Consider the following 21804-nt stretch of genomic DNA (forward strand, 5'->3'; position numbering starts at 1 on the left):
ATAATCACGTTGACAGGAAACAGGTGCGGGCACGTCTTCGACGCAGCGTCGGGTTACCTGTGAGTCAGGTGGCCATTAGGGCCACCTGAGGCACCGTCGCATGGCTTCCTGCAAGTACAACGCTTCACGCCAACTTCCTTTCAAGGAAGGCAATTTGATGACCGTTCCTGAACGCCGTCGACCACCTGTGACCCACGGAACGCGCAACCGCAGACTGTTCCCGTATATCGCGAAGCACGGATGAGAAAGATCATCGTTCAGCAGTTCCGAAATAGACGATAAAGAGGGGCGCACAACACCCACTCGACCATCCAGAAAACGACACAGAAATCGGACAATGCACCATGGAGCACATAAGCGGCCCGCCACCGCCCACATCGCAAGGATTCACAGGAACCCAACAACGAGACAGTGGCTGGGTTACTCTTCAGCTGTCCATATTCCGTCTATATCCGAGGCCGCCGTGCTCGATCTACGCCATCTCCAGGTGCTCCGCGCGATCGCGCGGCACGGCTCCCTCGCCGCCGCCGCACGCGCGCTCCACTACAGCCAGCCGACCGTCACGCATCACCTCGCCTCGCTCGAATCGCACTTCGACGCCCAGTTGGTGCGGCGCGGTCCGCGCGGCGCCGAGCTCACCGAGATCGGCGAGGTGCTGCTGCCGCACGCGGAGGCCGTGCTGCAACGTGTCGAACTGGGCGAGCAGGAGGTGCGCGGCATGGTCGAGCGGGGCGCCGCGACCCTGCGCGTGGGCACCTTCCCCACCGCGGGTGCGCTGCTCCTCCCGCCCGCCGTCCGCACCCTGCACGACCAGGGAGTGCACGTCTCGCTCATCGAGGGCGAGCTGCCCACTCTCCTCGACGCGTTGCGCGCCCGCGAACTCCAGCTCTCCCTGGTCTTCTCGCAGCCCGGCGACCGGCTCGACCTGCAGGAGGACTTCGCGCTGTTCCCGCTGCTCGACGATCCGCTGCTGCTCGTGCTGCCCGCGGGCCACCCCTGCGCCGCAATGGACCGGGTGCCGCTCGCGGCGCTCAAGGACGACGGCTGGATCGTCGGGACGACCGACTGGGACCCGTGCGACCGGCTGCTGTCGTGGGCGTGCGAGCGCGAGGGGTTCGAGCCGGTCCATGTGCTGCGCACCGACGACTACGGCGTGATCCAGGGGTTTGTGGCCGCCGGCACGGGCGTGGCGCTCCTGCCGCGGCTCGCCCTCGGCCCGCACCGCGACGACCTCGCCGTACGACAGGTCGACGGCCCGCCGTTGGCGCGCCAGATCGGCGTCGCCATGCTCCGCACGACGACCGCGGCCAGCGCCCGCCTGCTCCTCGACGCGCTGCGGACGCAGGCGGCCAGGCTCTGCGCGGGACGGGACGAGGTCTAGGCCCAGGGCCCGGCGCGGGATCCCCCCGACCTCCCGCGCCAGAGGGATCCCGCCATTCACCGCGGACGGCGCGCTCAACCGTCCCCGGTGAAGTGCGCGCCCAGGCCGGAGAGTTGGCAGCAGGCGCCTCCCCCCACACTTCCCGATAGTTGAAGGCTCATGCAACCCCTCCAGAAAGCGCTTGCCCTCACTGCGCGGAACCTTCACCCCGTCTGCAGGAGTCGGACGGTCACGCCTGCGGCGGACTGGCGAGCAGGTCGTAGAGCGCCAGCGGCGTCACATACCCGGGCCACCGGCCGTCGGCGAACAGGTGCACCCCACCGTCGAGGTAGGTCCGGTCCACCAGTTGGGAGCAGATCATGTGCCGGGACGAGGCGACGTAGCGGCGCAGCCCGGGGGCGGGGATGTGGAAGCGGTGCACCGCGATGGCCAGGTAGTCGGCGAACGAGTAGGGCACCCCGACGTAGCGGTGCGCCGCCGCGCAGATCGCCTCCCGCTGGTTCTCGGTGAGCGTCGCGGGGCAGACGTAGACCACGTTGCGCTGCTCGTACTCCGACAACGGTGCGATGCGGGCACCCCCGGGCTCGGCCTCGATCAGCTGCTCGTCGGGCAGGACGAGGAACGCGTGCTCGTAGTTTTTGAAGCCGTTCCCGTTGATCCACTGTCCGAATTCGATGAACTTGCCTACGGGGCCGGGGATCTGGGTGAGCCCGATGTCCCCGGGCACGGGTTCGGTGTGGATCACGGCTGCGCCTCCTCCCGGCCGGCGGATGACGCCGGCCGCCCGCAACGCGATCCGCTCGCCGGCAACCGTACCGCTGCCGCAAGCGGATCCTGACGGCCCGTCGGCGAAGGGTTGTCCCGTCAACCGGCCCTGTTTTCCGTATAGCGACGCCCGACGCACTGGGTCAATGACGCTGCGGCGAACCTCCCCCGATCGTGACCTGCCCGGTCCACCGCTCGTAGCCCCGTCCAGGACGTAGGGCATGTTCGTGTACGGGACCGTGCCGTTGAAGTCGTGCCAGGCGCAGAGCCCCGAGTTGGGGAAGCCGTCGGGCGAGTTGCCGCTCGGGCTCAGCACGACACGGCCATGTCGACGTCGCTGCCCGAGATCAAGACGCAGTTACGCACCAATTCCGCCCGCCTGCCGCACAGTTCGGCGCCCCTCCCGCAGAAGAGGGGCGCCGGCGGCGTACGAGGAGTGGAAGCGGTGGGAGCGGCGTCAGCGGATGGGCAGACCTGAGATGGTGCGGGCGATCACCAGGCGCTGGATCTCGCTGGTGCCCTCGAAGATGGTGTAGATGGCGGCGTCACGGTGCATCCGTTCGACCGGGTACTCGCGGGTGAACCCGTTTCCGCCGAGGATCTGCATCGCGTTGGCCGTCACCCACTTCGCGGTCTCGCCCGCGTAGAGCTTGGACATCGACCCCTCGGCGGCCGTGAACGGCTTGCCCGCGGTCGCCATCCAGGAGGCCCGCCACACCAGCAGCCGCGCGGCGTCGATGCGAGTGCGCATGTCGGCCAGGGTGAAGGCGATGCCCTGGTTGTCGATGATCGGGCGGCCGAACTGAACGCGGGTCTTGGCGTAGTCGAGCGCCACCTCGTAGGCGGCGCGGGCGATGCCCACCGCCTGGGCGCCGACAGCGGGGCGGGAGGCCTCGAAGGTGGCCATCGCCGCGTTCTTGATCCGCTCGCCGCCGTTGCGCTGCTTCTCCCGTGCCCGCGCGAGCCGCTCGTCGAGCCTCTCCTTGCCGCCGAGCAGGCAGGAGCCAGGGACGCGCACGTCCTCCAGGACCACTTCCGCCGTGTGGGAGGCGCGGATGCCGTGCTTCTTGAACTTCTGGCCCTGGGAGAGCCCGGGGGTGCCCGGCGGGACGATGAAGGAGGCCTGGCCGCGAGCGCCGAGCTCGGGGTCGACGACAGCGACGACGATGTGGACATTGGCGATGCCGCCGTTGGTCGCCCAGGTCTTGGTGCCGTTGATCACCCACTCGTCCTTGGCCTCGTCGTAGACGGCGCGCGTGCGCATCGCCGAGACGTCGGAGCCGGCGTCCGGCTCGGAGGAGCAGAAGGCGGCGACCTTGACGTCGTCGGGCGTGCCGAACATCTGCGGGACCCAGGTGCCGATCTGCTCCTCGGTGCCGTTGGCGAGCACGCCGACGGCGGCGAGTGTGGTGCCGACGATCGACAGGCCGATGCCCGCATCACCCCAGAAGAGCTCCTCCATCGCCACCGGGATACCGAGTCCGGTCGGGTCGAAGAAGGCCTGGGCGTAGAAGTCCATCGAGTACAGGCCGATCTTCGCGGCCTCCTGGATCACCGGCCAGGGCGTCTCCTCGCGCTCGTCCCACTCGGCGGCGGCCGGGCGCATGACGTCGGCGGCGAATCCGTGGATCCAGTCGCGCACGCCCTTCTGGTCGTCGTTGAGCTCGAGTGTGAAGTCGCCCATCGTTTTCCTCCACGCAGTTCCCACTGCACCTTGGTCGCTCACCGCGCCGTGATGTGCTGACGGCACTGTGGTATGCCGACGGTGCTATGCTCCGCCGACACGGTGTTACTAACGGTAACACCAGTCTGTTACCGACCGGTAGCCCTGTCAAGTCGCGACTCCAGCGCAGGTCATCCGGTCCGGGGGTGTTACGTTGCGCTGCGTAGGAGCAAACAGCAGAGGCGATCCGGATACCGGACGGGCGGGGAGGCTCGGGTGCAGACCAGCCAACGACTGGACCAGCAGCAGGCGGCGGAGCGCCGTCGCCGGGAACTGCTCGAAGCTGCCGACCGGGTAGTGCTCCGGGACGGGCCCGAGGCATCGATGAATGCCATCGCCGCCGAGGCCGGAATCACCAAGCCGATCCTCTACCGCCACTTCGGCGACAAGAACGGGCTGTACCGGGCCCTCGCACAGCGCCACACCGACGCGCTGCTCGTCACCCTGCGGACCGCCCTCGACACCCCCGGCGCGCGGCGCGAGCGCGTCGAGGCCACACTCGACGCCTATCTCGCGGCGATCGAGGCGCGCCCCCAGGTATACCGCTTCCTGATGCACCCCACCGAGGCCGAGACCGCCCCGGACAGCGAGAAGGGGTTCGACGTCGGACGCCACACCGCGCCGCTGCTGCGCCGGCTGGGCGAGGAGCTGGCGAAGATCATCGCCGAGCGCCTCGACCTCGGCCCCAACAGCGAGGAGCTTGCGCGGGTGTGGGGCCACGGCATCGTCGGCATGATGCACGCCGCCGGCGACTGGTGGCTGGGCGAACGCCCCTGCTCCCGCGCCCAGTTGGTGCGGCACCTCGCCGATCTGCTGTGGGGACGTCTCGCGGCCGCGGGCGACATCCCCGGCGGGCCGGGGCTCTGAGCGGCCTCGCCGATGCCACGGCTGCAGGGGCGGTTCACCGCGCCCAGGGCGCACGCCGCGCGGCCCGCAGTGCGCGGCGCCTGCGCAGCCCCGCGAGCCGGTCGGTGAACAGCCCGCCGTCGAGGTGGTCGCACTCGTGCTGGAGGCAGCGGGCGAAGAACCCCGTCCCGGTGACGAGCAGCGGCCTGCCGTGCCGGTCGCTTCCTTCGACCACAGTGCGGTCGAAGCGCGTCGTGGGGGCATACACCCCCGGCAGTGAAAGGCAGCCCTCGGACCCGGCGACGGTGACCCCGTCAGCGGTGGCCACCCGCGGGTTGATCACGTGCCCGAGGTGGCGCCGCTCCTCGTCGTCCGGGCAGTCGTAGACGAACACCCGTAGCGGCACGCCGATCTGAGGCGCCGCAAGACCCACGCCGTCGTAGGCGTACATCGTGGCGAACATGTCCTCGATCAGCCGGGCCAGCTCGTCGCCGAAGTCGGTCACCTCGGCGCTCGCGGCACGCAGTCCGGGGTCGCCGAGGAGCCTGACCGGCCGGACGGTTCCGCTGGATCCGGGGATGGTGCCGCGTCGCATGGCGGCAAGGGTACGGCGCCGCGGACGCCGCGGTGCAGAGCGGGCGCCGGGACTCGATAGGCTGATCCGTGACCGAAGCCTCCCGCCCGGCGGAACGGCGCGGACCGCGGGAGTTTCCCGGCCGCGGCGCAGCGCCGACGACCGCGGGCTTCCTCCCCCTCACGGCGGCGGAAGCCGCCGTGGGCGGGTGGCCCGGTGCCGGACGCGAGGAGGATCGAAGGACGATGGCAGGCAACACGGAGCCGCTGTCGACGCGGGCCAAACTGGCCGTGACGGCGGGGAAGGCCGCAGCAGCGGTGTCGCGCGCCGCGGGCCGCGGCAGCGGATCGGTGATCGGCGGCCGGGTCGCACTCAAGCTCGACCCCGAACTGCTGGCCCGGCTCGCGCACCACCTGGATGTGGTGCTGGTGTCGGCGACCAACGGCAAGACCACCACCACCCGGCTGATCGCCGAGGCACTGCGCGCCGGCGGCGAGGTGGTCTCCAACGCCCTGGGCGCCAACATGCCGGCCGGCATCACCTCCGCGCTCGCCGGCGGCTCCTCTGCCCGCTACGGCGTGATCGAGGTCGACGAGAAGTACCTCGCGGGCGTCGCCCGCGACGTCTCCCCCAAGGCCATCGCCCTGCTCAACCTCTCCCGCGACCAGCTCGACCGCGCCTCCGAGACCCGGATGCTCGCCGAGAAGTGGCGCGAGGGCCTGTCCGGCACCGATGCGGTGGTGGTCGCCAACGCCGACGACCCGCTGGTCGCCTGGGCCGCCTCCTCGTGCCCGACCGTGGTCTGGGTCGCCGCAGGCCAGGAGTGGAAGGACGACGCCTGGTCGTGCCCGTCGTGCGGTGGCGTGCTGCAGCGCCCCGGCGACGACTGGTTCTGCGGCGACTGCGGCTTCCGCCGCCCCGTCGCCACCTGGGCGCTGTCCGGGGACTACGTCGTCGCGCCGGACGGTGTCGCCTGGCCGATCCAGCTGCAGCTGCCCGGCCGCGCCAACAAGGCCAACGCCGCGACGTCGGCCGCCGTCGCCGCGATCTTCGGGATCGCCCCCAAGAACGCGCTCGACCGCATGTACCACGTCCAGGCGGTCGCCGGGCGCTACGACGTCGTCCAGTACCAGGGCCGTGACCTGCGGCTGCTGCTCGCGAAGAACCCAGCGGGCTGGCTGGAGACCTTCTCGCTCATCGACGGCCCGCCCGCGCCGGTGATCTTGTCGGTGAACGCCCGCAGCGCCGACGGCACCGACACCTCCTGGCTGTGGGACGTGGACTACACCCGGCTCGCCGGGCACCCGATCTTCGTCCTCGGCGACCGCAAGCTGGACCTGGCGGTACGGCTCGAAGTCGCCGGTCTCGACTTCCACGTCTGCACGGATCTCGCGGAGGCCGCGCGCTCCGCGCCCCCCGGTCGGATCGAAGCCATCGCCAACTACACCGCGTTCCAGGACCTCCGCCGCCTGATCGGCAACTGACCCCCGGAAAGGTTTGCGAGCATGAGCGATTCCAGCCTGCGCCTGGTGTGGGTCTACCCCGACCTGCTCAGCACCTACGGCGACCAGGGCAACGCCCTCGTCGTCGAGCGGCGCGCGAGGCAGCGCGGCCTCGACGTCACCCGTATCGACGTGCGCTCCGACCAGCAGGTCCCCACCTCGGGTGACATCTATCTGATCGGCGGCGGCGAGGACCGTCCGCAGCGGCTCGCCGCCGAGCGGCTGCGTCGCGACGGGGGCATCAACCGGGCTGTCGCCAACGGCGCCATCGTCTTCGCCGTCTGCGCCGGATACCAGATCATCGGCAACGAGTTCATCAACGACCTGGGCCGCGTCGAGCCGGGGCTCGGCGTCCTCGACGTCCGCAGCGTGCGCAACGAGGGCGCCCGGCACGTCGGCGACGTCCTCGCCGACGTCGACGAACGGCTCGGTCTGCCGCCGCTGACCGGCTTCGAGAACCATCAGGGCAACACGGTGATCGGCCCCAGCGCCCGGCCGTTCGCCCGGCTGCGCTACGGCGGCGGGAACGGCACCGGCGACGGCACCGAGGGCGCATGGTGCGACACCGTCTTCGGTACCTACATGCACGGCCCGGTCATGGCACGGAACCCGCAGATCGCGGACATGCTGCTGAAGCTGGCACTGGACGTGAACGCGCTGCCGCCGGTGGACGAGCGGTGGTACGAGGCACTGCGCGCCGAGCGCATCGCAGCGGCGAGCCAGCCGGCCTGACGATCACCGCCCGCGGCGCCGTCGCACGGCGGCGCCGCCAACTTCCCGGCAACCGGAACGAAACCGGCAAGTCGGGTCGCATTTCCCTCGCCCCGGTAGGGTGGCGGGGTACCTCTCCGGACGACGGGGTCCGGCCGACCGGTCATCTGCAGGTGCAGGAGTAGCGAGAGCAATGCGTATTGGTGTGCTGACCAGCGGCGGCGACTGCCCCGGACTGAACGCCGTCATCCGGTCCGTCGTGCACCGGGCCGTAGCCGACCACGGCGACGAGGTCATCGGCTTCCACGACGGGTGGAAGGGCCTGCTCGAATGTGACTACCGCAAGCTCGATCTCGATGCGGTCGGCGGTATCCTGGCCCGGGGCGGCACCATCCTCGGCTCCTCCCGGGTACAGCCCGCCCATCTGCGCGACGGCGTGGAGCGGGCCAAGGGCCATGTGCAGGACCTCGGCCTCGACGCCGTCATCCCGATCGGCGGCGAGGGCACCCTCAAGGCGGCCCGCCTTCTCTCCGACGCCGGGCTGCCGATCGTGGGCGTGCCCAAGACGATCGACAACGACATCGCCTCGACCGACGTCACGTTCGGCTTCGACACCGCGGTGATGGTGGCGACCGAGGCACTCGACCGGCTCAAGACCACCGCCGAGTCCCACCAGCGGGTGCTCATCGTCGAGGTGATGGGCCGCCACACCGGCTGGATCGCCCTGCACTCGGGCATGGCCGCGGGTGCGCACGCCATCGTCGTCCCCGAGCGGCCGTTCGACATAGACGAACTGACGCGGATGGTCGCCAAGCGGTTCGAGGCGGGCAAGAAGTTCGCCATCGTGGTGGCCTCCGAAGGCGCCAAGCCCCGTGAGGGCACGATGGAGTTCGACACCGGTGGCACCGACGTCTACGGCCACGAGCGGTTCGCGGGAGTCGCCCGGCAGCTCTCGGTGGAGCTGGAGCAGCGGCTGCAGAAGGAGGCCCGCCCGGTGATCCTCGGCCATGTGCAGCGCGGCGGCACGCCCACGGCGTACGACAGGGTGCTCGCCACCCGCTTCGGCTGGCACGCCGTGGAGGCCGCGCACAACAGCGAGTTCGGGATGATGACGGCACTGCGCGGCACCGACATCACGCTGGTGCCGCTGGCCGAAGCGGTCGAGCACCTCAAGACGGTTCCGGCCGAGCGCTACATCGAGGCCGAGTGCGTCCTGTGACGCGCTGACCGGCCGACAGCAGCACAGTCAGCCACGAGCCGCCCCCGCCCGGACCGCCGGACGGGGGCGGCTCTACTCTGGAGCGGGCGCACCGGTCCGAATCGGCACAATGTCGTGCACACCACGGCATGGCCGTGGCGGGGACGAGGCACGAGCGCCGCCGCAGGCGTCAGGAGAGAGCGGATGGATCACAGCGGGCACGGCATGGTCGGGCAGGGCATGGCGGGCATGCAGATGGACCTGCCCCCGTTCACGCTCGGGCGGGGCCTGGAGTACAGCAACGACCCGTTCTTCCTGATCGGCTGCCTGCTCGCGCTGGGTCTCTACGGCTGGGGCGTGGTACGGCTGCGCCGCCGCGGTGACGCCTGGTCGGCGGGGCGCGTCGTCGCGTTCACCCTGGGCGTGGTGACCGTGGCGCTGACCATGTGCACCCGGCTCAACGACTACGGCATGGTGATGTTCAGCGTGCACATGGTGCAGCACATGATCATCAGCATGCTCTCCCCCATCCTGCTGCTGCTCGGCGCGCCGGTGACGCTCACCCTGCGGGTACTGCCGACGGCAGGGCGGGGCCGCAGGGGGCCGCGCGAGCTGCTCGTCGCACTGCTGCACAGCCGCTACCTGCGGATCATCACCCACCCGGCGTTCACGATCCCGCTGTTCATCGCAAGCCTGTACGCCCTGTACTTCACGTCGCTCTTCGACTTCCTGATGGGCAGCAGGGCCGGACACATCGCGATGATGATGCACTTCCTCGCGGTCGGCCTGGTGTTCTTCTGGCCGATCATGGGTGTCGACCCGGGACCGCACCGGCCCGGGTACGTGATGCGGATCCTGGAGCTGTTCATGGGGATGCCGTTCCACGCGTTCTTCGGCATCGCCCTGATGATGGCCACCGCCCCGATGGTGAAGACCTTCGAGAACCCGCCTGCCTCGCTCGGGGTGAACGCCCTGGCCGACCAGCACGCCGCCGGCGGTATCGCCTGGGCCTTCAGCGAGATCCCCTCGGTGCTCGTGCTGCTCGCGCTCGTCTTCCAGTGGTACGTCTCCGAGCAGCGCCAGTCCCGGCGCAAGGACCGGGCGGCCGACCGGGACGGCGACCGGGAGCTGGCGGCGTACAACGCCTACCTGGCCTCGCTGCAGGGGAACGGCCGAGGCTGAGCCCGGCGATATGGGGCGAACCCGTGGCGCACGGCGCTGCCCGGAGCGAGGATGGATCCACGGGACGCGACCGCAGCCGGTGCGGGCGGCCCGGTGGGGAGGTGGGTCTTCGATGCCGGGATCCGCGCGGGCGACGGCAGTGCTCACCGTGGTGGCCCTCGTTGCGGCGTGCGCCTACTCGGTGACGCTCGGAGGGAACGGGTGGCTGTGGTCCGGCTGGGTGCTCCTCCTGCTGCTCACCGCCGGCTCGTTGGCGACCAGGGACGACTGAGCGAAAGGCGCCTGCAATGTTCTACTGCGTGCTCAAGTACGTACTGCTCGGCCCGCTGCTCAGACTGCTGTTCCGCCCGCAGATCGAGGGATTGGAGAACATCCCGGAGGAAGGCCCGGCGATCGTTGCCGGCAACCATCTCTCCTTCTCCGACCACTTCCTGATGCCGGCGATCCTTCCCCGCAGGATCACCTTCCTCGCCAAGCAGGAGTACTTCACCGGGCCCGGCCTGAAGGGAAGGCTGATCGCGTCGTTCTTCCGCAGCGCCGGGCAGATCCCGGTCGACCGCACCGGCGGGACGGCGGCGCAGTCCGCGGTGCGCGAGGGGCTCGCGGTGCTGGGGCGCGGTGAGCTGATGGGCATCTACCCGGAGGGGACCCGCTCCCACGACGGCCGGCTGTACAAGGGGCGTACGGGGGTGGCGGCGATGGCCATCGTCTCCCGGGCACCGGTGATCCCGTGCGCGATGGTCGGCACGTTCGAGATCCAGCCGCCGGGAAGGATCGTCCCGAAGATCCGCCGGGTGCGGATCCGCTTCGGCAAGCCGATGGACTTCTCCCGGTTCGCGGGGATGGAGGGCGAGCGGTACGTGCTGCGGTCGGTCACCGACGAGATCATGTACGCGATCATGAACCTCTCGCGCCAGGAGTACGTCGACCGCTACGCCAGCGAGGTCAAGGCTGAGCTCCAAGCGAACACGACCTCCTCCCAGCTGCGCAGGATCGCCTGATCCCCGTAGCCTCCGGGCCATGACGAGAACAGCTGTGGTGATCGGGGCCGCAGGTCAGATCGGACGGCCCGTGGTCCGCGCGCTCGCCGAGGACGGCTGGCGCGTGCGGGCCGCCTCGCTCGGCGGTCACCGGGACGGGACGTGGCCGGACGAGGTCGAGGCGATCGCGATGGACCGCGAGGACACCGCCGCGCTCACTCAGGCGCTCGGCGACGGCTGCAACGTCCTGGTGGACTGCGTCGCCTACGGCGAGGAACACGCGGCCCAGCTGATCGGCCTTGCGGGGCGGATCGGTTCTGCGGTGGTGATCTCCAGCGCCGCGGTGTACGAGGACGAGCGCGGGCGCAGTCTGGACACCCAGAGCGAGCCGGACGGATTCCCCGAGCTGCCGGTCCCGGTGCCGGAAGCGCAGCCGACGGTCTCACCCGGCGGGGAGAGCTACGCCTCCCGGAAGGCGGCGCTGGAGCGGGAGTTGCTCGCGGCGGAGGACCGGCTGCCGTGCACGCTGCTGCGCGCGGGCACCGTCCATGGCCCCTTCAACCGGCGGCCGCGCGAGCTGTACTTCGTCAAACGGGCGCTGGACCGGCGGCCCGTGCGGATGCTCGCCTACCGCGGCGAGAGCCGTTTCCACCCGGTCCACACGGCGAACATCGCCGAGCTGGTGCGGCTGGCCGCGCTGAAGCCCGGATCGCGGGTGCTCAATGCCGGTGACCCGCAGGCGCCGACGGTGGCGGAGATCGGCTCGGCCATCGACGCGGTGATGGGGCATCGCTCACGGACCGTGCTCCTGGACGGGCCGCCGCAGGCGGGCACCGTGGGTGCCACTCCGTGGTCGGTGCCCCGGCCGATGGTGCTCGACATGTCCGCGGCCGAGCGCGAGTTGGGGTACCGGCCGGCGACGGGATACGAGGAGTCGCTGCCCGCCACCGTGGAGTGGATGGTCGCCGAACTCGACGGCCGGGACTGGCGCGAGGCCTTCCCGTTGATGGCCGAGACCTACGACCCGCACGGCGACCTGTTCGGCTACGCGGCCGAGGACGCGTGGCTCGCGGCACACGGCGGGTGACCGGCGGGCGTGCCGGTCACCGGGCGGGTGTCTCAGTGCCAGTCGCCCCAGCCCCAGTTGCCCCAGAGCCAGCCGGTGCGCCCGCGGCACACCCGCACATGCCCGAAGAGCGAACGCCCGGTGATCCGGATGACCGGGCCGCCGTCCTCCTTGGGGCCGCTGCGACCGCGCTGGGAGCGCTTGCCGAACACGGCGGTGCCGGTGTCGTACACCTGGGCGTTCTCCGGCACATAGATCTCGATCTTGCCGCAGAAGGATCCCGCCTCGATGACGACCTCGCGGCGGGTGAAGATCGCGTGACGCAGGTCGAGCACGACGGCGCCGAAGCGGGAGCGTACGACGGTGTGCGGCGGCACCGGCCACTGACCGCCGCGCCTGATCTTGCTGAACAGCGCCGTGACTCGCGCGTCGTCGAGGTGTACGGGCAGAGCGGCGGGCTCGGACGGCTCGGGCAAGTCGGCGGTGAGCGGGGCGAGTTCTTCCCGGGTACGGGCGGCATAGACCGCTTCGAGGCGTTCGGCGTGTTCGTCCGCGGCCAGCCGTCCGGTCGCCAGCGCGTCGGCGAGCACCGCCGCCACCCGGTCGCGCTCCTCGTCCGAGGCGCGCATCGCGGGTGCGGAGCCGGGCAGCTTGGCGAGACGGCCGCGCTCCGGCGCGGGTTCGGAGGCTGCTGCGGGCATGGCTGCTCCCTCGGCTCTCGACGGCGGGCTTCCGCAGTGGTCCGCGGACGCGACTGCAGTCAAGCTATATCGCGATAGGCCGCCTTGGCAACAGGGCGGACCGGCGCAGTCACCCTTCCAGTGCCCGGCGGCAGCGTTCGAAGAAATCGCGCTCGGCCGCATTCCTGGTACGGGCGATCGCCACCACGTAGGCCCGTGCCGCTTCGGTCGTGCGGCCCAGGCGCCGGGGCAGATCGGAGCAGATCGGCGTGGATGGCGTGGAAGAGGTGGTAGCCGTCGAGGTCAAGGCCGTCGACGCGGGCGAGCGCTGCCTGTGCTCCCTCGACCTCGGCGACCGCTACCGCTCGGTTGAGTGCCACACAGGGCTCGGGGTGAGTGGGCCGGGTCAGTGGCGGCTACGTTGCGCCGAAGCCGTGAGACAAAAGCCGCACCCGGCGAAGGACAATGCCGCCTCGCGGCGCGCCACCGTCGCCGCGAGGCCGCACGACCGTGAGAGGCTGAATCACGGCGGACATGCCCGCGGGCCTGGCAGGAAAGGATTACCGGTGAAGAGCTCGGATCTGCTGGCCGATGCGTTCAGCCGCATCCAGGAGACGGTGTACGAGGCCGTCGAAGACCTCGGCGCCGACGAGCTGTCGGCGCGGATCGACGGCCGGGGCAACTCCATCGCCTGGCTCGTCTGGCACCTGACACGCATTCAGGACGACCACATCGCCGACGTCGCGGGCACTGAGCAGATCTGGACCGCCCAGGGCTGGGCGAACCGCTTCGCCCTGCCCTTCCCCGCCGCGTCAACCGGCTACGGCCACACCCCGGCCGACGTGGCCAAGGTGCGTGTGGACTCCCCGTCACTGCTCACCGGCTACTACGACGCGGTGCACGAGCACACCGTGCGGTACGTCCACGGCGTCAGCGCCGCCGCGCTCGACCGCATCGTCGACGAAAGCTGGACCCCGCCCGTGACACTGGGCGTCCGGCTGGTGAGCGTCATCGCCGACGACCTGCAGCACGCGGGCCAGGCCGCCTTCATCCGCGGTGTGCTGCGACGCATGTGACCGCACGGTCGAGGAGCTGCCGCACGCGAAGCGCGTCCGGGGCGATCGCAGTGGCGAGAACGGCCGGGCCGGCGAGCGGCGCCAGCACCGCGTCGCCGTCACCCGACGTGTCACCGAGCAGGCGCGGCTCGGGCGAGGTGTCGTCGAACCCGAGGCCGGCGACGAGGAGTTGCCCGGCCGCGTGGTACTCCCCGAGGACGGCCGGCCCCGCCCAGCCCGGCACATCAGGTCCGAAGGCGAGCTCCTGGTCGAGGAGCGGACGTCCGTCGTGACGGACGAGCAGCCTGCTGACGAGGCGTCCGGTCTCCTCCCGTGCACGCCCCAGCACCTGCTCCTCGCGGAGCACGAGGCGTGCGCCCGGGGCGAGTTCGACACGCGTGGTCATGATGAGATCGCTGCCTGCCGCGGCGATCACCGGCTCGGGCAGCCAGTGCAGTTCCGCGCCCTCACCGACGGTGAGCCGTAGGTCGTACGAGGCGCGTCCGCCCGTACGCCCCGGCAGCGACACCGTGGCGGCCGACGCCCCGACGGTCAGCCGTGCTTCGGCGCCCACCGTCACCTCCACGACGATCCGGTCGCCTCCCAGCGGCGCGCTCATCGCGCCGACCACCGTCACGTGTGTGTCCGGCCCGGACGCCCGCGTCCGGCGCAGCGCGAGCGGCCCCTCCCCTGCGAGCACGGGCAGCGCGGTGCCACCGCGCCCATCGGCCACGGCGACGATGCGCGCGGTGGCCCGGACGCCCGCACGCGGGACGCTGCCGGCAAGGGCGGTGGTCATGCCGCGTCCGGTGCCGAGGTCCAGGCCGCGAGCTGCTCGTGCACCCAGTACGCCACCGGCGCGACGCCGTCCTCGGCGACGAGGGAGGTGAACTCGACCGGCAGGTCGCCGCGCTGAGCCTTCGCGTCCCGGGCCATGACGCCGAGGTCGGCGCCGACGAGCGGAGCGAGGTCGGTCTTGTTGATCACGAGCAGGTCGGCCGTGGTGACGCCGGGGCCCCCCTTCCGGGGGATCTTGTCGCCGCCCGCGACGTCGATGACGAAGATCTGGGCGTCCACAAGCCCCTTGGAGAAGGTCGCGGTCAGGTTGTCGCCGCCGGACTCGACGAGCACGAGGTCGAGCGGTCCGAGCTTCTCCTCCAGCTCCTCGATCGCTTCGAGGTTGGCGGAGATGTCGTCGCGGATCGCGGTGTGGGGGCATGCGCCGGTCTCGACGGCGCTGATCCGCTCCGGCGGCAGCACGGCGTTGCGGAGCAGGAACTCCGCGTCCTCGCGGGTGTAGATGTCGTTGGTGACGACGGCTATGGACAGTTCGTCGCGCAGCGTGCGGCACAGTGCGGCGACGGTCGCGGTCTTGCCGGAGCCGACCGGTCCGCCGAGCCCTATGCGCAGGGCGCGGCGGGTGCCGTCGGGGCGGGCGGCGGTTGCGCTGTACGTGTGGCGCTGCGGGTAGGTCTCAGTGTGATCGAGGTGCATGGTGTGCTCCGGGTGCTGCGTGCGGTGCGGGGAGGCTAGGAGGCGAAGAGCCGTACGGGCCAGGCGGCGTGCTGTTCGGCGGCGATGTCGAGCAGCGGGGCCGATGCGGAGGGCAGGGCGTCGGTGCCGTCTTCGAGCGCGCGGCGGGCCGCGTCGGCGGCGGCCGCGGCGGTGGCGTCGAGTTCCGGGGCGAGCCGCGCCAGGACCGCTGTGGCGTCGAACGGGTCGAGGCTGAGGAGGCGTACCGCGGCAGTGGACGGTCCGCTGACGGATTCGTACGCGGCGACGTGCGCGGCGTCCAGGGATCCGAGGCCGGCGGCGGCCGCGGCCAGGCCGAGCACCACGGGCTGGTGGGCGCCGCGGGGGCGTGCCTTCGCCAGCGTGTCGAGTGCGGGCGACGGCCATGTGGCCCTGGCGGCGCGCATCATCTGACGTCCGAGCTTGCGGGCGGTGGCGCGCAGCGCGGGCGAGGGGGTGCGGGCGTCGGCGGCCTCGTCGAGGAGGACGGGGTCGAGCCCGGCAGCGGCCGCGGCGGCGAGGGCCGCGGCCACCAGACCCACCGTGTGCAGACGGCCGCGGCAGAACGATTCGAGTGTTGCCGCGTCACGCAGGCGGCCCGACTTCACGGCGGCTTCGGCCCCGCCGGAGTGCGCGTGCCCGCCCGCCGGGAACCGTCCGTCGGCGAGCACCAGCAGCGCGCCCCTGGCGGCGTCGGCGTGCGATGCGGTTCTCATCAGGTACTCACAGGTGCTCGTCAGAAGAGGAAGTAGCGCTGGGCCATCGGGAGTTCAATGGCGGGTTCCGGGTCGACGACGTCCCCGTCGATGCGGACGGTGAAGGTGTCGGCGTCGACCTCGACGCGCGGCAGCGCGTCGTTCTCCCGCATGTCGGCCTTGGTGACCGCGCGGGTGGAACCGATCGCGCAGAATCGCTTGTCCAGGCCCAGTCGTTCGGCGAGGCCGTCATCGAGGGCGGACTGCGTCACGAAGTTGACCGAGTTGGCGGCCGGTGCCCGTCCGGTGGCCCCGAACATCGGCCTGGGCAGCACGGGCTGCGGCGTCGGGATCGAGGCGTTGGCGTCGCCCATCTGTGCGTAGGCGATCTGGCCGCCCTTGATCACCAACTGCGGCTTGACGCCGAAGAACGCAGCTTCCCACAGCACCAGGTCGGCGAGCTTGCCCTCCTCGACCGAGCCGATCTCGGGGTCGAGCCCCTGGGCGACGGCCGGGTTGATGGTGTATTTGGCGACATATCGACGAGCCCGATGGTTGTCGGCCCGCCCGTCGCCCGGGAGCGCGCCGCGCCGTCGCTTCATTACATGCGCGGTCTGCCAGGTGCGCAGCACGACCTCGCCGATCCGTCCCATCGCCTGGGAGTCGGAGGAGATCATCGAGATCGCGCCCAGGTCGTGCAGGACGTCCTCGGCGGCAATGGTCGAGGGCCGGATCCGGGACTCGGCGAAGGCCAGGTCCTCCGGCACCGCAGGGTTGAGGTGGTGGCAGACCATCAGCATGTCGAGGTGTTCCTCGACGGTGTTGACGGTGTGCGGGCGCGTCGGGTTCGTCGAGGACGGCAGCACGTTGGACCGGGAGACGACCGTGATGATATCGGGCGCGTGGCCTCCGCCGGCACCTTCGGTGTGGTAAGCGTGGATGCCCCGGCCGGCGATCGCCGCGAGGGTGTCCTCGACGAAGCCGGCTTCGTTCAGGGTGTCGGTGTGGATGGCGACCTGTGCGCCGCTCTCCTCGCACACCGTCAGACAGGCGTCGATGGCGGCCGGAGTCGCACCCCAGTCCTCGTGGATCTTGAAGCCGACGGCTCCGGCCCGCAGTTGGTCGCGCATCGACTCGGCGCTGACGGTGTTGCCCTTGCCGAGCAGGCCGATGTTGACCGGCGACGACTCCAACGCCTCGAAGACACGGGCGAGATGCCAGGCGCCGGGGGTGATGGTGGTCGCCTTGCTGCCCTCCGCGGGGCCGGTGCCGCCGCCGACCAGCGTGGTGATCCCCGAGGCGAGCGCCTCGTCGACGAGCTGCGGGCAGATGAAGTGGACGTGGGCGTCGATGGCGCCCGCGGTGAGTATCTTGCCGTTGCCGGCGACGATCTCGGTCTCCGGGCCGATGACGAGGGCGGGGTGGACGCCGTCCATCGTCTCGGGGTTGCCGGCCTTCCCGACGGCGACGATGCGCCCGTCCCGGATGCCGACATCGGCCTTGACGATGCCCCAGTGGTCGAGCACCACGGCGCCGGTGATGACGGTGTCCGGCGCGCCCTGGGCGCGGGTGACCCGGGACTGGCCCATCGACTCGCGGATCACCTTGCCGCCGCCGAAGACGGCTTCGTCGCCCGCGAGTCCGGGACCGCCGGACAGGTCGCGCTCGATCTCGATCAGCAGGTCGGTGTCGGCGAGACGTATGCGGTCGCCGGTCGTCGGGCCGAACAGATCGGCATAGGCGGCACGGGTCAGCTCGGTCATGCGTCCTCACCGGTCGTTTCCAGGGGTCCTGCGGTCTCGCCGCGCAGGCCGGCGACGACGCGGTCGCCCGCGATGGCGACCAGTTCGACCTCGACGGGGATGCCGGGCTCGAAGCGCACCGCCGTGCCGGCGGCGATCGCGAGGCGGCGGCCCCGAGAAGCGGCACGGTCGAAGTCGAGGCCCGGGTTGGCCTCGGCGAAGTGGTAGTGGGAGCCGACCTGGATGGGCCGGTCGGCGGTGTTGAGCACGGTCAGCCGGGTCACCGGCTTGCCCTCGTTGAGGGCCACCGGCGTGCCCGCGTACAGGATCTCTCCGGGGATCATGGTGCGGCCCGTCCCGTCAGATGATGGGGTCGTGGACGGTGACGAGCTTGGTGCCGTCCGGGAAGGTGGCCTCGACCTGCACGTCGTGCAGCATCTCCGGGATGCCCTCCATGACCTCGTCCCGGCTGAGGACCTTCCGGCCGGAGGACATCAGTTCGGCGACGGTCCGGCCGTCGCGGGCGCCTTCAAGGATGTGTGAGGTGATGAGCGCGACCGCCTCCGGGTGGTTGAGCCGAAGCCCTCGCGCGCGTCGCTTTTCGGCCACGTCGGCCGCCACATGGATGAGCAGTCGCTCTTGCTCGTGCGGGCTCAGTTGCACGCGTACCACCTCACGATCACTTGCCCGGGATGCGGATTAGTCATACCGGGATGCGGAAGGCACCGTACCCCCGGTCTTCACGCTCTTGACCAGCCACATCCGAGCATTTTGCATCGTGATTACATCACCGTGTCAGCGGTGTTTCATCCGTATGAGACCTCGTATCGAGGTCCTTCCCGGCCGGGCGCGATCAGTCGCGGCGGGCCCGCGATGGGTCGCCGTGCTGGGCCGCGATGCCGAAGCGGTGGCGTTCACCCGTGGCCGGAACGCTCTGCCGGACGGTGGAGACGGTGCTGACCACCTGCTCCTCCGCGACCTCCGCCGCCGCCTCGCCCTCCTCCAGTCGCCGCAGGTCGGCGGCGGTGACCAGGGCCACGAGAGGCTTGCCGTGACGGGTGACGACGACGCGCTCCCCGCCGTAGACCACTCGGTTGATCAGCTCGGCGAACTCGGCGCGGGCTTGTGTCACCGGGACTTCATGGGTCATGCTCCCCATCATAACGGGATGTACGTCCTGTACATTTTGACGTGAAGCAGGTTCACCCCGCGGAGGTGGAAGGTGCCAGTGACGAACCCGCCGACCGGCCGCTACGTCGTGCCGGAGTTCACCGAGCGCACGTCGCAGGGCGTGCACACCATGGACCCCTACTCCAAGCTGCTCTCCGAGCGCGTCGTCATGCTCGGCGCCCCGATCGACGACACGTCGTCCAACGACGTGATGGCGCAGCTGATCCATCTGGAGCACTCCGCGCCCGGCCAGGACATCCAGCTCTACATCAACTCGCCCGGCGGCTCGTTCACGGCCGCCTCGGCGATCTACGACACGATGCAGTTCCTCTCGTGCGACATCCAGACGGTGTGCCTGGGCCAGGCCGCCGGGTGCGCAGTGCTGCTGCTGGCCGCCGGGACACCCGGCAAGCGGCTGGCGACGCCCGGTTCACGCGTGGTGCTGCAGCAGCCCTTCATCGCCGAGCCGACGCGTGGCCAGCCGTCGGACCTGGAGATCCAGGCGGCGGAGGTCGGGCGGCAGCGCGAGACATTGGAGCGGATGCTCGCCCGTCACACGGGACGCGACATCGAAGGCGTCCACGCCGACATGGAACGGGACACGGTGCTCGACGGCCAAGGGGCGCAGGAGTACGGAATCGTGGATCACCTCACGCGCAGCCGCAAGGCCTCGCAGCCGCGCGGCAAGGGGTGAGCGGGGGTGCTGCCGGAGCTGCCGAGGATGCCCGCGCTCACCCGGGCGGAGGGCGAGCTCGTCGACTGCTACCTGGAGGTGGCCGACCTGCTCGGCCGGGTCAACCCCGCCCGGTGCGGGGACACCTACTCGGCGCTGCGGGCGGCGCAGGCCCTGGTGGGCCGGGCCGAGGCGCTGCGGGCGGCGCTGGAGCGGATGTACGAACGCGGCGAGCGCGAGATGCACGGCGCTCCACTGCTGCGTGCGCTGCGCGTGCTCGACGGTGAGCGGCGCACCCGGCTGCCCGCGATCCCGTGCGTTCGCGATTGAATCACCCGGCAGGCCGACATCCGTACAGACCCCGCCGTGGTGCGAAGCGACTGCGCGTGTGCGCGACTGTCCCTGGAACGACAAGCCCCCGCCGCAGTGGCGGGGCGGTCCCGGCGGACGCCCAATCCTGCCGCTGCCCGGACGACATGACGATCCGTTTGACGGCAGGAGCGGAGGACCCGCTCACGACCGGGGCCGGCCGGTGAGGCCGACCCCTTGGGGTGAAGCCGCGGAAGCGGCCGGGCATGACTTCGTCTGTCCGAACCCGACAGGCCACCCTTCGCAGGCGGACGACGAAGGGCCGCGCATGACCGCGCATCTGTACCGACCGGCTGTCCCCGCGCTGTTCACCCGCATCGGCGCGACCTCCATGCTCACCGCGGCCGCACTCGCCGGAACCTCCCTGATACCGGGAATGACCACGCGGGCCCAGGCCGACGAGACCTTGGCGATGCGCGCCTACCACATTGCGCAGTCCGAGCAGGGGGCGCCGTTCGCGTGGGGAGCGGCCGGACCCGATGCCTTCGACTGCTCGGGGTTGACGCAGTTCGCCTACGAGCAGGCCGGCGAGGACATCCCGCGCACCGCCGAAGACCAGTACGACTACGCCGTGCACATTCGACCCGACCACCGCAGGGTCGGCGACCTGGTCTTCTTCCACTACGGCGACAGCATCTACCACGTCGGTTTCTACGCGGGACGCGGCGAAGTGCTGCACGCCCCCAAGAGCGGGGGCTTGGTGCGTCTGGAGCGGATCTGGTCGGACGACGTCTGGTACGGCCGGGTGGACGACGATTGAGCGACGATTGAGCGAGGAATGAGAGACGACTGAGAAAGGTCACTGCTGGAGGACGTCACCGCGCGGGGACGGCCCAGGGAAGGCTGATCCAGACCGTCTTGCCGCCTTCCTCCGTCGGGGTGACGGACATCCGGCCGCCCGACTCGGCGGTGAGGTAACGGATGATCACCATGCCGCGGCCGTTGTCCTGCTGCACGGCCGCGGGCAGCCGCTGCGGCCAGCGCGGATGGCTGTCGGTGACCCCGATCCTCAACTGCTCGTCGCGGTCGAGGCGCAGGTCGACGGTGAAGGTGGGCGACTGCCCGAAGGTGTGCTGCACGGCGTTGGTGGCGAGCTCCGAGACGATCAGCGCCACGGTGTCGCCGGCGGGAGCGTCGTCGGGCAGTCCCCATTCACCGAGGATTGCGGCCACGTATTTGCGAGCCGTGGTCACCGAGGCAGGGTCGCTCGGAAGGGTGACGGATGCTTCCTGATGGTCTGCCATGGCGACGTTGTCCCTTTTCCGCCGGCTCCGGGACTCCGGCGGTCGGCGTACCCGAGCGCTCCCGCGGACGGATATGTCAGCGGCAACCTTCCCGGAGTGCTGCTACGCACCAGAGTGCCATCCATGCTGCCGCCGAACCGGGCGATCCACCAACCTCTGCATATATCTGTCCCTCAAAGCAGTGAACTCTGCTACGGGAGACCGGATTTGCGCTGCACACTGTCGCCTTGGCGCCCGACGAGGCGTCCCGGATCCGGAGGTGACGTGGAGCATGGAGCGGGGACCAGCCGTGCGCCGGCGCACACTCGGCGCGGAACTGCGCCGCCAGCGGCAGCTGGCCGGCCTGACCAGCGTCCAAGCGGCCCAGCGCGTGGGGTGGCACCAGTCGTAGGTCAGCCGGATGGAGACCGGCAGAAGCGCCGCGAACCCAGCCGATGTGATAAGGCTGTTGGCGTTGTACGCGACGGCCGAGCCCGAACTGCGGCGTGTGCTCGGGGCACTTGCCGGGGAGCGGCGGACCGGCCGTCGTGGCTGGTGGCAACAGTACCGGGAGTTGCTCCCGCCCTCCTACCGGGACTTCATCACCCGGAGACCGACGCCTGTCGCGCCCGAACGCTGGAGACCTGCGTCGTCCCCGGCCTGTTGCGGGCCCGCCTACGCGAGCGCGGTCACCGCCCGGGCGGCTCTGCCCCATTCCAGCGCGGCGCGAGGTGGATACAGCTGCGGCACCAACAAC

General features: G+C 70.7%; 25 protein-coding genes and 2 pseudogenes. 14 read left to right on the forward strand and 13 right to left on the reverse strand.

Annotation, left to right across the window (positions count from 1 at the left end; translation table 11 throughout):
* Positions 1-463: 463 nt before the first annotated feature.
* The gene (locus NGB36_RS04485) at positions 464-1381 is read left to right on the forward strand and encodes a LysR family transcriptional regulator (RefSeq protein ID WP_255918721.1); all 918 of its coding nucleotides are present in this window, start codon (positions 464-466) and stop codon (positions 1379-1381) included.
* Positions 1382-1610: 229 nt separating this feature from the next.
* Here the strand turns inward: NGB36_RS04485 and NGB36_RS04490 are convergent, their stop codons facing one another.
* The gene (locus tag NGB36_RS04490; RefSeq protein WP_255918722.1) at positions 1611-2126 is read right to left on the reverse strand and encodes a C40 family peptidase; all 516 of its coding nucleotides are present in this window, start codon (positions 2124-2126) and stop codon (positions 1611-1613) included.
* 477 nt (positions 2127-2603) lie between these two features.
* Positions 2604-3830, reverse strand: a complete 1227-nt coding sequence (locus NGB36_RS04495) for an acyl-CoA dehydrogenase family protein (RefSeq protein ID WP_255918723.1) — start codon at positions 3828-3830, stop codon at positions 2604-2606.
* 255 nt (positions 3831-4085) lie between these two features.
* Here NGB36_RS04495 and NGB36_RS04500 point away from each other — a divergent pair, with 255 nt between their 5' ends.
* Positions 4086-4736 (forward strand): TetR/AcrR family transcriptional regulator, encoded by a 651-nt coding sequence (locus NGB36_RS04500; RefSeq protein ID WP_255918724.1) that lies wholly within the window; start codon positions 4086-4088, stop codon positions 4734-4736.
* A 34-nt stretch (positions 4737-4770) separates the two neighbouring features.
* Here the strand turns inward: NGB36_RS04500 and def are convergent, their stop codons facing one another.
* Complete coding sequence (def, locus tag NGB36_RS04505; RefSeq protein WP_255918725.1) at positions 4771-5310, reverse strand: peptide deformylase; 540 nt, start codon at positions 5308-5310, stop codon at positions 4771-4773.
* A gap of 224 nt (positions 5311-5534) precedes the next feature.
* Here def and NGB36_RS04510 point away from each other — a divergent pair, with 224 nt between their 5' ends.
* The 7 genes from NGB36_RS04510 to NGB36_RS04540 all read left to right on the forward strand — a co-directional run bounded on the left by NGB36_RS04510 (position 5535) and on the right by NGB36_RS04540 (position 11949).
* Positions 5535-6773, forward strand: coding sequence for a MurT ligase domain-containing protein (locus NGB36_RS04510; protein ID WP_255918726.1), 1239 nt, complete (start codon positions 5535-5537; stop codon positions 6771-6773).
* Positions 6774-6794: 21 nt separating this feature from the next.
* Positions 6795-7523 (forward strand): type 1 glutamine amidotransferase, encoded by a 729-nt coding sequence (locus tag NGB36_RS04515; RefSeq protein WP_255918727.1) that lies wholly within the window; start codon positions 6795-6797, stop codon positions 7521-7523.
* A gap of 172 nt (positions 7524-7695) precedes the next feature.
* Positions 7696-8721, forward strand: a complete 1026-nt coding sequence (locus NGB36_RS04520) for a 6-phosphofructokinase (protein WP_255918728.1) — start codon at positions 7696-7698, stop codon at positions 8719-8721.
* 183 nt (positions 8722-8904) lie between these two features.
* Positions 8905-9882, forward strand: a complete 978-nt coding sequence (locus NGB36_RS04525; RefSeq protein WP_255918729.1) for a cytochrome c oxidase assembly protein — start codon at positions 8905-8907, stop codon at positions 9880-9882.
* Positions 9883-9994: 112 nt separating this feature from the next.
* Positions 9995-10153 (forward strand): hypothetical protein, encoded by a 159-nt coding sequence (locus NGB36_RS04530; RefSeq protein ID WP_255918730.1) that lies wholly within the window; start codon positions 9995-9997, stop codon positions 10151-10153.
* Positions 10154-10169: 16 nt separating this feature from the next.
* The gene (locus NGB36_RS04535) at positions 10170-10883 is read left to right on the forward strand and encodes a lysophospholipid acyltransferase family protein (protein ID WP_255918731.1); all 714 of its coding nucleotides are present in this window, start codon (positions 10170-10172) and stop codon (positions 10881-10883) included.
* A 19-nt stretch (positions 10884-10902) separates the two neighbouring features.
* Positions 10903-11949: an NAD-dependent epimerase/dehydratase family protein gene (locus NGB36_RS04540; protein WP_255918732.1), complete on the forward strand. Its 1047-nt coding sequence runs from the start codon at positions 10903-10905 to the stop codon at positions 11947-11949.
* 32 nt (positions 11950-11981) lie between these two features.
* Here NGB36_RS04540 and NGB36_RS04545 read toward each other — a convergent pair whose 3' ends face one another.
* Positions 11982-12629 carry a DUF1707 SHOCT-like domain-containing protein gene (locus NGB36_RS04545; protein ID WP_255918733.1) on the reverse strand — a complete coding sequence of 216 codons (648 nt, stop codon included), beginning with the start codon at positions 12627-12629 and terminating at the stop codon, positions 11982-11984.
* 109 nt (positions 12630-12738) lie between these two features.
* Positions 12739-13000: pseudogene (locus NGB36_RS04550) on the reverse strand (RNA polymerase sigma factor); the annotation flags it as partial.
* Positions 13001-13174: 174 nt separating this feature from the next.
* On the opposite strand from NGB36_RS04550, the gene NGB36_RS04555 reads away from it, so the two are divergent.
* Positions 13175-13684: a mycothiol transferase gene (locus NGB36_RS04555; RefSeq protein WP_255918734.1), complete on the forward strand. Its 510-nt coding sequence runs from the start codon at positions 13175-13177 to the stop codon at positions 13682-13684.
* On the opposite strand, the gene NGB36_RS04560 is transcribed toward NGB36_RS04555, so the two are convergent.
* The 7 genes from NGB36_RS04560 to NGB36_RS04590 all read right to left on the reverse strand — a co-directional run bounded on the left by NGB36_RS04560 (position 13656) and on the right by NGB36_RS04590 (position 18762).
* A complete protein-coding gene (locus NGB36_RS04560) occupies positions 13656-14462 on the reverse strand; it encodes an urease accessory protein UreD (protein ID WP_255918735.1) in 807 nt (268 codons plus the stop codon). The genes NGB36_RS04555 and NGB36_RS04560 overlap by 29 nt on opposite strands.
* Positions 14459-15157, reverse strand: a complete 699-nt coding sequence (gene ureG, locus NGB36_RS04565) for an urease accessory protein UreG (protein WP_255918736.1) — start codon at positions 15155-15157, stop codon at positions 14459-14461. Before ureG ends, NGB36_RS04560 begins: the two co-directional genes overlap by 4 nt.
* A gap of 35 nt (positions 15158-15192) precedes the next feature.
* The gene (locus NGB36_RS04570; protein WP_255918737.1) at positions 15193-15891 is read right to left on the reverse strand and encodes an urease accessory protein UreF; all 699 of its coding nucleotides are present in this window, start codon (positions 15889-15891) and stop codon (positions 15193-15195) included.
* Between the two features lie 20 nt (positions 15892-15911).
* Entirely contained in the window at positions 15912-17633 is a 1722-nt protein-coding gene (locus NGB36_RS04575) for an urease subunit alpha (RefSeq protein ID WP_255918738.1), read from the reverse strand.
* A complete protein-coding gene (locus NGB36_RS04580; RefSeq protein ID WP_255918739.1) occupies positions 17630-17956 on the reverse strand; it encodes an urease subunit beta in 327 nt (108 codons plus the stop codon). Before NGB36_RS04580 ends, NGB36_RS04575 begins: the two co-directional genes overlap by 4 nt.
* Before the next feature lie 16 nt (positions 17957-17972).
* The gene (locus tag NGB36_RS04585; protein ID WP_255918740.1) at positions 17973-18275 is read right to left on the reverse strand and encodes an urease subunit gamma; all 303 of its coding nucleotides are present in this window, start codon (positions 18273-18275) and stop codon (positions 17973-17975) included.
* Between the two features lie 190 nt (positions 18276-18465).
* Positions 18466-18762: a type II toxin-antitoxin system Phd/YefM family antitoxin gene (locus NGB36_RS04590; RefSeq protein WP_255918741.1), complete on the reverse strand. Its 297-nt coding sequence runs from the start codon at positions 18760-18762 to the stop codon at positions 18466-18468.
* A 78-nt stretch (positions 18763-18840) separates the two neighbouring features.
* On the opposite strand from NGB36_RS04590, the gene NGB36_RS04595 reads away from it, so the two are divergent.
* The 3 genes from NGB36_RS04595 (at position 18841) to NGB36_RS04605 (ending at position 20584) form a co-directional block, all read left to right on the forward strand.
* Positions 18841-19476: an ATP-dependent Clp protease proteolytic subunit gene (locus tag NGB36_RS04595; RefSeq protein ID WP_255918742.1), complete on the forward strand. Its 636-nt coding sequence runs from the start codon at positions 18841-18843 to the stop codon at positions 19474-19476.
* Between the two features lie 27 nt (positions 19477-19503).
* On the forward strand, positions 19504-19785 hold the full coding sequence (locus NGB36_RS04600; RefSeq protein WP_255918743.1) for a hypothetical protein: 282 nt from the start codon (positions 19504-19506) through the stop codon (positions 19783-19785).
* Positions 19786-20092: 307 nt separating this feature from the next.
* Complete coding sequence (locus NGB36_RS04605) at positions 20093-20584, forward strand: C40 family peptidase (RefSeq protein ID WP_255918744.1); 492 nt, start codon at positions 20093-20095, stop codon at positions 20582-20584.
* Positions 20585-20639: 55 nt separating this feature from the next.
* On the opposite strand, the gene NGB36_RS04610 is transcribed toward NGB36_RS04605, so the two are convergent.
* A complete protein-coding gene (locus tag NGB36_RS04610) occupies positions 20640-21068 on the reverse strand; it encodes an ATP-binding protein (protein WP_255918745.1) in 429 nt (142 codons plus the stop codon).
* A gap of 271 nt (positions 21069-21339) precedes the next feature.
* On the opposite strand from NGB36_RS04610, the pseudogene NGB36_RS04615 reads away from it, so the two are divergent.
* Positions 21340-21756: pseudogene (locus NGB36_RS04615) on the forward strand (helix-turn-helix domain-containing protein); the annotation flags it as partial.
* Positions 21757-21804 lie beyond the last annotated feature (48 nt).

This window comes from Streptomyces humicola (genome assembly GCF_024436035.1).
Lineage (GTDB): Bacteria > Actinomycetota > Actinomycetes > Streptomycetales > Streptomycetaceae > Streptantibioticus_B > Streptantibioticus_B humicola.

What these genes read in the sequence shown, in the direction of transcription:
- NGB36_RS04495 (WP_255918723.1), bottom strand. Translation starts at nt 3,830, where the DNA reads ATGGGCGACTTCACACTCGAGCTCAACGACGACCAGAAGGGCGTGCGC.
- def (WP_255918725.1), bottom strand. Translation starts at nt 5,310, where the DNA reads ATGCGACGCGGCACCATCCCCGGATCCAGCGGAACCGTCCGGCCGGTC.
- NGB36_RS04510 (WP_255918726.1), top strand. Translation starts at nt 5,535, where the DNA reads ATGGCAGGCAACACGGAGCCGCTGTCGACGCGGGCCAAACTGGCCGTG.
- NGB36_RS04515 (WP_255918727.1), top strand. Translation starts at nt 6,795, where the DNA reads ATGAGCGATTCCAGCCTGCGCCTGGTGTGGGTCTACCCCGACCTGCTC.
- NGB36_RS04520 (WP_255918728.1), top strand. Translation starts at nt 7,696, where the DNA reads ATGCGTATTGGTGTGCTGACCAGCGGCGGCGACTGCCCCGGACTGAAC.
- NGB36_RS04525 (WP_255918729.1), top strand. Translation starts at nt 8,905, where the DNA reads ATGGATCACAGCGGGCACGGCATGGTCGGGCAGGGCATGGCGGGCATG.
- NGB36_RS04530 (WP_255918730.1), top strand. Translation starts at nt 9,995, where the DNA reads ATGCCGGGATCCGCGCGGGCGACGGCAGTGCTCACCGTGGTGGCCCTC.
- NGB36_RS04535 (WP_255918731.1), top strand. Translation starts at nt 10,170, where the DNA reads ATGTTCTACTGCGTGCTCAAGTACGTACTGCTCGGCCCGCTGCTCAGA.
- NGB36_RS04540 (WP_255918732.1), top strand. Translation starts at nt 10,903, where the DNA reads ATGACGAGAACAGCTGTGGTGATCGGGGCCGCAGGTCAGATCGGACGG.
- NGB36_RS04545 (WP_255918733.1), bottom strand. Translation starts at nt 12,629, where the DNA reads ATGCCCGCAGCAGCCTCCGAACCCGCGCCGGAGCGCGGCCGTCTCGCC.
- NGB36_RS04560 (WP_255918735.1), bottom strand. Translation starts at nt 14,462, where the DNA reads ATGACCACCGCCCTTGCCGGCAGCGTCCCGCGTGCGGGCGTCCGGGCC.
- ureG (WP_255918736.1), bottom strand. Translation starts at nt 15,157, where the DNA reads ATGCACCTCGATCACACTGAGACCTACCCGCAGCGCCACACGTACAGC.
- NGB36_RS04570 (WP_255918737.1), bottom strand. Translation starts at nt 15,891, where the DNA reads ATGAGAACCGCATCGCACGCCGACGCCGCCAGGGGCGCGCTGCTGGTG.
- NGB36_RS04575 (WP_255918738.1), bottom strand. Translation starts at nt 17,633, where the DNA reads ATGACCGAGCTGACCCGTGCCGCCTATGCCGATCTGTTCGGCCCGACG.
- NGB36_RS04580 (WP_255918739.1), bottom strand. Translation starts at nt 17,956, where the DNA reads ATGATCCCCGGAGAGATCCTGTACGCGGGCACGCCGGTGGCCCTCAAC.
- NGB36_RS04590 (WP_255918741.1), bottom strand. Translation starts at nt 18,762, where the DNA reads ATGACCCATGAAGTCCCGGTGACACAAGCCCGCGCCGAGTTCGCCGAG.
- NGB36_RS04600 (WP_255918743.1), top strand. Translation starts at nt 19,504, where the DNA reads ATGCCCGCGCTCACCCGGGCGGAGGGCGAGCTCGTCGACTGCTACCTG.
- NGB36_RS04605 (WP_255918744.1), top strand. Translation starts at nt 20,093, where the DNA reads ATGACCGCGCATCTGTACCGACCGGCTGTCCCCGCGCTGTTCACCCGC.
- NGB36_RS04610 (WP_255918745.1), bottom strand. Translation starts at nt 21,068, where the DNA reads ATGGCAGACCATCAGGAAGCATCCGTCACCCTTCCGAGCGACCCTGCC.